Source organism: Succinivibrio dextrinosolvens (assembly GCF_900116345.1).
Lineage (GTDB): Bacteria > Pseudomonadota > Gammaproteobacteria > Enterobacterales > Succinivibrionaceae > Succinivibrio > Succinivibrio dextrinosolvens_B.
This window is the reverse complement of sequence record NZ_FPAH01000070.1, coordinates 1-8,549: the sequence shown is the minus strand read 5'-3', so window position 1 is coordinate 8,549 and position 8,549 is coordinate 1. Positions and strand designations below refer to the sequence as shown.

At 37.9% G+C, this 8,549-nt stretch carries 4 protein-coding genes and 2 tRNA genes; 3 read left to right on the top strand and 3 right to left on the bottom strand.

What is annotated here, in order from left to right; all coding sequences use genetic code 11:
- Positions 1-400: 400 nt before the first annotated feature.
- From BM308_RS12805 to BM308_RS12795, 3 genes are all read left to right on the top strand, one after another.
- Positions 401-1,822 (top strand): MFS transporter, encoded by a 1,422-nt coding sequence (locus tag BM308_RS12805; RefSeq protein ID WP_083425592.1) that lies wholly within the window; start codon positions 401-403, stop codon positions 1,820-1,822.
- 99 nt (positions 1,823-1,921) lie between these two features.
- A complete protein-coding gene (locus BM308_RS12800; protein WP_074945744.1) occupies positions 1,922-3,268 on the top strand; it encodes an NCS2 family permease in 1,347 nt (448 codons plus the stop codon).
- A gap of 938 nt (positions 3,269-4,206) precedes the next feature.
- On the top strand, positions 4,207-6,231 hold the full coding sequence (locus BM308_RS12795; RefSeq protein ID WP_074945742.1) for an OPT family oligopeptide transporter: 2,025 nt from the start codon (positions 4,207-4,209) through the stop codon (positions 6,229-6,231).
- A gap of 318 nt (positions 6,232-6,549) precedes the next feature.
- On the opposite strand, the gene BM308_RS12790 is transcribed toward BM308_RS12795, so the two are convergent.
- The 3 genes from BM308_RS12790 to BM308_RS12780 form a co-directional block, all read right to left on the bottom strand.
- Positions 6,550-7,893 carry a TolC family outer membrane protein gene (locus BM308_RS12790; RefSeq protein ID WP_074945740.1) on the bottom strand — a complete coding sequence of 448 codons (1,344 nt, stop codon included), beginning with the start codon at positions 7,891-7,893 and terminating at the stop codon, positions 6,550-6,552.
- A gap of 308 nt (positions 7,894-8,201) precedes the next feature.
- Positions 8,202-8,277: transfer RNA gene (locus BM308_RS12785), tRNA-Ala, on the bottom strand.
- A 17-nt stretch (positions 8,278-8,294) separates the two neighbouring features.
- Positions 8,295-8,370: transfer RNA gene (locus tag BM308_RS12780), tRNA-Ala, on the bottom strand.
- Positions 8,371-8,549: the final 179 nt, after the last annotated feature.

The following is an 8,549-nucleotide window of genomic DNA, read 5'->3' as shown; positions in this document are numbered from 1 at the left end:
CTATTTGTATTATAGAACATTAGAAACATTATTACAAATAAAATATACAAAATTTTGAGATAAAAAAATAAGACTTTTCAAAGTCTTATATAGCTATTTTCTTCATTTAAAAAAGGTCAACTGTCGAACTTCCGAGTCTTCCACTTTATTCACGCTCTTTTATATTAATAATGCTTGCACTAATTTACCATGAATCAATACTTTTTGATACGAATTGATAGTAATTTTGTTTTATCGCTGTGATTTTTGTGGGCATTACCTGTTAAAGTGCAGTATTTATGCGCCTTAAAAATACATAGAAAAATTTTTTAATAAAAAATTGTGAAAAAAGTCGCATTTTCTTAAAAAAACAACTAAAATTACACCGTGAATTTTTAATGCACTTCACCTTCATATTTATATGACTAAAGTTAAGAAAGCAGTCCATAGCAAAAATTTTGTGTACATATGTGTAGCGATTGTCTCATGTATGGCGACTATTTTCGGCTTTAATCTTGGGGCTATTCTATCTAGTAAGGTTCGTCTTATCAATGTGTTCATGCTGGAAGTTTACAATGTAGACAGCATGATTAACACCTTCCTTTTGGGAGCTCTTGTAGGCACATTTCTTGGTGGCAGACTTGTTTATGATACCGGTCGTCTACAGTCTATTTTAGGTGCTTTTACTTTCGGAGTTATTGGTCAGTCAATTTCTCTGATGTCTCCAACTTTCAGTACTCTGTTTATTTCTGAATTTGCAGTTGGAGCTGCTTTTGGTGTTTATCTGATTTCTTCCGTAAGCTATATTACGGAAATATCTCCTTCATCATATAGAGGCGCATGTTCCTCTTTAGTTGCTGTGTTTTTTACTTTAGGCTTACTTCTTTCATCAATCTTAAGAGGCGTTATTCCAAATTATGGTTTCTCCTGTGTCTCAGGAATAGTGCTATTTTCTCTGCCTCTTTTGGTTTATTCCTATCTTCGTCTTCCTGAATCACCACGTTGGCATGCTCTGACAGGAGCCTCTGATAAGGCTTTGACCGAGCTAATCAAACTTAGAGTTTCAACTTCTGAAGCTGCAAGAGAATTAGCTGCAATCAATGAGTGTATTTTAGGTGAAGAACGAGGTATGGCGCTATTCTTCAGAAGTCCTGTTTTCAGAGCTGTTCTGTGGTTCTTCATCTTTATAAGTATTGCCTGTCAGTTTTCTGGAATGGCAATTCTTCCATATATGTCTTTGCAGCTTATTAAGTCATTCCAGTCTGCAATTACCCTAGGTGTTATATCCCATACACCTCAGTCTGATATTAATTTCGTCTTTTTGAGCTTTATTCTGTTATCAGCCTTCATGGGGGCTGTGTTCACATTCTTTACAGTTGATAAAATTGGCAGAAAGAAACTGTTTCTTTTTTCTGTATTCTCAAATGAAATAATCATCGCTGTAATCTATGTGCTTTTATATGGACACTTTAGAGAATTAGGACAGTATGTAGTCGTTCTTCTGATGTGCCTTTTTGTATTCGGTTCTACCATTTCCTTAACTCTTGTCTTAACCGTTCTTTCTTCTGAACTTTTAGCGGTAAAGGGAAGAGAATTTGGTTTAACTGTTATTTATTTATTTAACTTTGCTGCAGTTATGATGGGAATGTATTTCTTCCACAGAGCTGTACAGAGTTTAGGCCTACTAATGCTTCTGAGTTTCTTCCTGATTGCAGGAGCATTTCTGTTTTCTTTGATTTATTCTGGCCTGCCAGAAACAAAAGGAAAGCTTCTTGAATCAATGGAAAATACAATTTTTAATGGCCGAAATCTTTTAGCGATTAAATCCGATTCGCGAGACTAATAGAATTACAAACTTTATTAAACTCTGTCTTTTTAGATAGAGAGGAATTTTTATAATTTTTTATTTTAGGTAAGAGGCAAGTGTGCCAAGGATTGTCAGATGTCAGATATACCGACAAATGCAAATTCATCAATTGCATCACGCATTGATAAATTCTTTAAATTAAAGCAGAGAAACACTAGTATAAAGACTGAGTTCTTAGCCGGTCTAACTACATTCTTCTCAATGGCCTACATTATATTTGTTGTGCCATCAATGCTGTCTGCGGCTGGTATGCCAAAGGATGCTGCTCTTGCTTCCTGTCTTCTTACTACAGCTCTGTGTACCATTTATATCGGTGTTTACGCTAATTACCCTGTGGCAGTTGCTCCTGGAATGGGCCTAACCGCTTTCTTTGCCTTCTATGTATGTGGAAGTCAGCATCTTCCATGGCAGACTGCTTTAGGCGCTGTTTTCATATCTGGTATTATCTTTTTTATCTTGTCTGTTACAAAGATTCGTCAGCTGATTATTGATGCGGTTCCACCTAGTCTAAAAACTGCAATTGTTGTAGGTATTGGCTGTTTTATTTCCTTTATCGGACTTCAGGGCTCAGGAATCATCGTTGCAGATCCTGCCACTAAGGTTACACTTGGAGATTTAACCTCGTTAAATGTTATTCTCACTCTGTTCGGTATTTTATTTACTGCAGCTCTGATTTCAATCAATGTTAAGGCTGCAATTCTGATTGGAATTATTGTTGTATCCATTATCAGCATGATCATTGGTAATTCTGCTGTGCCAACCTCTATGGATGATGTATTCAGCTTTGAACTACCTGATTTTGCTGGAACCTTTATGCAGATGGATCTGATCGGAGCTCTGCATTACGGCATTATTTCTATTATCTTTACCTTTACAATCGTTGAACTTTTTGACACCATCGGTACCTTGATAGCTGTTACTAAGATGGCAAACATGGTTGATGAAAACGGAAAGATTGAGAATATTGATAAGGCGCTAATATCTGATTCTGTAGGAACTATTGCTTCTGCTGCTATTGGAACCTGTACTGTCGCAACCTATGTGGAATCTGCAACCGGTATTAACGCTGGTGGAAGAACTGGTTTAACCGCAGTGTTCGTTGGTCTGTTATTCCTGCTAGGCTTCTTTATTACTCCTCTTGGAGACCTGATCCCTGCATGCGCAACAGCTCCAGCTCTTATCATTGTTGGTGGTTTAATGGTAACCAACATCAGTTCTATTGATTTTAAGGATTTCTCTGAAGGCTTTCCTGCATTCTTAACAATTATTATGATGCCATTGACCTACTCAATTGCTAATGGTTTTGCCTTTGGTTTCCTAAGCTACTGCTTTATTAAGGTGTTCTCTGGAAAAATTAAACAGATTTCTCCAACCATGTGGGGAATTACCATATTTTTAGCTGTTAGCTTCTTCCTAAGATAAATTCTCTTTAAGGTTAAGCTTGTTGCAGGCTTAACCTGTTTTCTTATCCGAAACCTACCTTTTGTTTTTTCTATTCTAAACTTCTTTAATTTAGCTGATCTAATGCATAATTTTGCGTACATCAGTGTATTGTGCTAAAATTGTTCGTTGCGAATTTGGTAAATAATGGCTAATAAAAGCTAGTCTTTCTCAAGTTCGGGGGCTTTATGAATACTTTTTTTTCGTTTGATTATTTTTATATCGAATCATTCTGACTAAAGACTATTTCATAAAGATTAGACCTGTAGTATTGGATTTTTCGGTTCAAAAGCAAGCCTCGTGGTTTACTCTCCGAGGTGTTTTTTTGCCAATTTATTGCTGGTTTATTTTCGATTAGTTTATCCGTTTAGTGAATCTATGCGATTCGGATAGACTTTATTCTGCTGAAAATTAACCGAATGTCTTCTTTTATACAGAAGTCTTGAATGGAGTTCTTTTTGCTTTATTGTCTTCTGTTTTCGGAGCTACTCCTTTCACTGCTATGGAGTTTTCTTCTATTGAGAATTGAAATTTTCAAGGGTGAATGAAATCTGATTCTATGGATTAAATCTCTTTAAGTTTTCTTAAGGATAGAGCGCCGTTTTATCAAATTCACGTACGCGAATACCTCGTACTTTTAGTGCGAGGATGAAGCGTGCCTTAAAAGCTGTGGATATACAGCCAATGCAGATGAAAATGCAGCGAAAAATATCCTAAGGGCAGGGCTGGCCCGGCTAGCACAGGAAGTGAACTCCAAAAGGAGTCAGCACTGTGAACCCACCGAAGCTGAACAGTAATGTCAGCAGTAGGAATCCTCTTGCTTTAGCAAGAGGAGGTGGTCAATCGGTTAATTAAATAACACTCTGTATCTGCAAAAAAATTTTGTATGTTTATACAGAATATAAGAAAAAAACTTAACAATGAAAACATCTAACAATTCTATAAGAGAGATGACTCTCAGAGGTATTATTCTTGGTACCTTAATCACTTTGGTTTTCACTGCATCTAATGTTTATTTAGGTCTTAAAGTGGGAATGACCTTTGCGTCCTCAATTCCTGCAGCTGTTATCTCAATGGCTGTTTTGAGAATGTTCAAAGATTCATCTATTCTTGAAAATAATATCGTTCAGACACAGGCTTCTGCTGCTGGATGTATTTCTTCTATTATTTTCGTAATGCCTGCAATGGTTATGATCGGCTACTGGAATGATTTTCCTTTCTGGCAGACCTTCCTGATCTGTGCTGCTGGCGGTACTCTTGGTGTTATCTTCACGATCCCTTTAAGATATGCCATGGTAGTAAAATCAAATCTTCCTTACCCTGAAGGCGTTGCTGCTGCTGTTATATTAAAGACTGCAGACAAAAAGACTGCCGATGGAGAATCTCAGGCACAGAGTGGTGTTAAGCTTCTTGCTCTAGGCGCTGGCTTATCATCAATCTTTACTTTCTGCACCAGTGGCTTAAGAATTCTTTTTGACGGCTTTACTATGACAGGAAAGATTGGTGCTGCAGTGTTCTCACTAGGAACCGGCTATTCCTTTGCCTTATTAGGAGCAGGTCTTCTGATTGGTATTGGTGGTGGTTTCTCTCTGCTTATTGGTACTATCTTATGCTGGGGTGTTGGTATTCCTGTACTAACCTCAATTCTGCCTAATCCTGATGCTCTTCCTCTTGAGGATTTCTCTTCAGTGGTTTGGGCAACTAAATTAAGATTCGCAGGTGCTGGCTGTATTGCAATTTCTGCTTTATGGACATTGATTGTTCTAGTTAAGCCAATCCTTAAAGGTCTGAAGGATTCAATGGAACTTGCCAAAGAGGCAAAAGCTGGAGAGATCGACTCAAGATTCACTGACTTAAGCTTTAAGCAGATGCTTTTCTGTACAGTAGTTTCTATTCTGATTATCTGTGGTGTGTTCTATAAGTTCACAACTAATATTGATATTCCTGCACTGTGGTCTTGGTCATTTGTAATTCTTGGAACTCTACTGGCTGTACTTATTGGGTTCTTACTGGCAGCATCCTGTGGCTATATGGCTGGTCTAATTGGTTCTTCCTCAAGTCCAATTTCAGGTATTACCATCATTTCTGTAGTTGTTATTTCTCTAAGCTACCTTCTATTATCTGGAGCTCAGGGAATCTTTAATATCGAAGGCGGAAGAAACTTTGTTACAGCCTTTACTCTGTTTACAGCAACTGTAGTTAATGCAACAGCATGTATCTCAAACGACAACCTTCAGGACCTGAAAACCGGTCAGCTTGTTGGTGCTTCTCCTAAACATCAGCAGGTTGCTCTGATCATAGGTACTATCATTGGCGCTTTTGTTATCGCACCAGTACTAGAGCTTCTATATAACAGCTATGGATTCCCTGGTGCTATGCCAAGAGAAAATATGGATCATAGCCTAGCATTAAATGCTCCTCAGGCTACTCTTATGGCTTCAATTGCAAAGGGAATTTTCAACCATCACCTTGAATGGACTTATATTATTATTGGTCTGATTTTAGGTGCAACTATAATTGTGCTTAACCTTTTCATCAAGAAGGTTTCCAAGGGTAAGATGTTTGTTGCTCCTCTGGCTGTAGGTCTAGGTATTTACCTTCCATCAAGTGTTAATGTTGTAATCATTATTGGCTCGATTGCATCTTATTTCATTGTTCTCGGTATTAAACGCAAGTTCACTGATCAGGGTGAGTTAAAGGAGAAATTAACTCTATTGGATAGCCGTAACAATCTTATGGCCGCAGGTCTGATTGTTGGCGAAAGCCTGATGGGCGTTATTATGGCCTTAGTTCTGACTGTTTCTATTTCAGCTGGTGGCTCTGATGCACCTCTTGCTCTTGATTTAGGAATTAATTCTTCAGTTATCAGCGTAATTTCATTTGTAATCTTCTTTGGCGGATTAGTTTATGTATTACGCAAGATTTCTTCTGGATCATCTAAATAGTCAGGTTTGACCTGCAAAATTAACTCCTCTTGTTGCAGAGAGGAGTTTATTCCCCTTCTTTATTCCTATTCACCCTATTTCTCTAGCCTAGAGAATCGATTGATAATATCTATTCATCGTTTTTGACGAATTGTAATCTGCTCCTGGATGCCATTTTGAGAGAAGATAAGAGCTTCGAGCATTTGAATGTTTAAGACTGCATTAGCAAACCTAGCTATTAGTTGCTCTCGGAGACAGGGAAGAATAATGTGAAAGAGAAGAAACAACAAAGGAGAACAGATGTTCTCCTTTGCAATAGAAATGCTTTTGAAAGAATAATTACTTGTTTTTTAGACTGCTATTGATTTCGTTGATGTGTTCAACCTTCAAATCACCCTGAGTGTATAACAGATTCAGTCTTGAAAGAATATAATCGTATCTTGCCTGTGCTGACTGCTGCATTGCACTATACAGATTCTGAGTTGCATCAAGAACATCTGTCATAGTTCTGGTTCCTACATCGTAACCTGCCATAGTGGCATCTAGAGCTGATTTTGCTGATGTAACAGAGTTCTTGTATGCAGTAACTTTACTGATAGCCGCATTTACATCGTTAAAGCTGTTATTAACGTTGGATAATAGTGATCTGTGGGCGTTTTCTAACGCTTCTGACTGAGCGACATAATTTGCTGTAGCTTTGTCAACTGCTGCAGAGGTTGCTCCACCGTGATAAATTGGTATATTCAGAGTAAGTCCAACAGATTTAGACCATGAATTGTTATCTACCCATCCTGCTTCAGAGACTTCATGTGAGTAATTTGTATAGCCGGTCTTTACACTGGCATTAAAATCAAGAGTTGGCTCGTGACCTGTTCTGGCAAGAGTAATATTATCCTTCGCAATATCACGTGAAACAACTGCCTTTTGAAGTGCGATATTGTTTTCTTCTGCTCTCTTGATAAGCATCTTAAGTGTTTCATTGACCTTTGGAGTATCAAACTTGCTGATGTCAAGTTCAGCAAGCTGATTTGCGGTAACAGTGTTTCCGGTCAGAATACGAATCTGTTCGTATGAATTACTTAGGGCATTTTCTGCTGAAATAACTTTTGCTGTAGAAAGATCATAGGCTGCCTGAGCTTCAAGTTTATCTGTTTCAGCAATCAGACCAACGTTCAATCTCTTTTCTGCCTCATCTAGCTGTCTTTTTAGTGCCTGATTGTTTGCCTGTTGATACTTAAGTGTTTCTGCAGCATTCAATACATTGAAATAAGCAGTGCTTACTCTAAGAACCAGATTCTGCTGAGCATCTGCGTATGCAAGGTCATTTAAGGTTGCTGTTTTTTCTGCAATTGAGCGATTAACCCAGCTTGAATGTCTCCATATAGCCTGAGATAGAGTGGCACCTGCAGAGGCAACCTTATTGCTGCCTCTAGCATTATAGGCATCAACGTAATTGGTTCTAGTCTTGGTTAAAGATCCTACAACATCAATCTGAGGTAAAAGAGCAGCTGTTGCCTGGGAAATTCCGGCGTGAGCAGCATCAGCATTTGCTTTAGCCTGATTTAATTGGGTATCCTTTTGCAGGGCCTCTTTATAGATATCCATAAGATCCTGAGCATTTGCGCTGAAAATTGCCAATGAACAAGCAACAGTTAAAGCTAAAGAAGAAATTTTTAGATTCATAAATTATTGCGAAACACCTTCACAAATACAGTGACGGGAATTCGCCCCTCCTGTTAAATAACCGATCGAGCTGCTCTCTGAATATTTGTTATTCAAAGCTGATGAATTTCTTAATAACATTTCAAATTCCGGACAGGGGTCATCAGAAACTAATCTGAAAACTATATTTCCCGTTCTGGAAGATAAGAAAAGAATACCCCTGTAGATTATTTTAGTTATAAAGCCGTAGGATTATAGCAATACAAATCACAATGCGTAATTTATAAATTGTGATATTGAGCAACAAATTAATATTTGAATGTAATAGATGGTGGAGGTAAACGGGATCGAACCGATGACCCTCTGCTTGCAAAGCAGATGCTCTCCCAACTGAGCTATACCCCCACTAAGGGATCTTGAAATGGTGGAGCTAATCGGGATCGAACCGATGACCTCTTGCATGCCATGCAAGCGCTCTCCCAACTGAGCTATAACCCCATATTTCAAAACGAGATTCATTATATATGATATTTGAGATAGGTCAAGGAATTTTAGATCTTTTTTTTTGAACTATGTGTTTTATGCTGGTGCGTTTAGAAAAATGATAATGATAATTAGTTAGGTTGTATCCTTTTATTATATTGATTTATAAGGATATTTGTTAGGTATAAGGGAAC

Bases quoted from the DNA above. Each gene is read 5' to 3' on its own strand.
- BM308_RS12805 (WP_083425592.1), top strand. From the start codon at position 401: ATGACTAAAGTTAAGAAAGCAGTCCATAGCAAAAATTTTGTGTACATA.
- BM308_RS12800 (WP_074945744.1), top strand. From the start codon at position 1,922: ATGTCAGATATACCGACAAATGCAAATTCATCAATTGCATCACGCATT.
- BM308_RS12795 (WP_074945742.1), top strand. From the start codon at position 4,207: ATGAAAACATCTAACAATTCTATAAGAGAGATGACTCTCAGAGGTATT.
- BM308_RS12790 (WP_074945740.1), bottom strand. From the start codon at position 7,893: ATGAATCTAAAAATTTCTTCTTTAGCTTTAACTGTTGCTTGTTCATTG.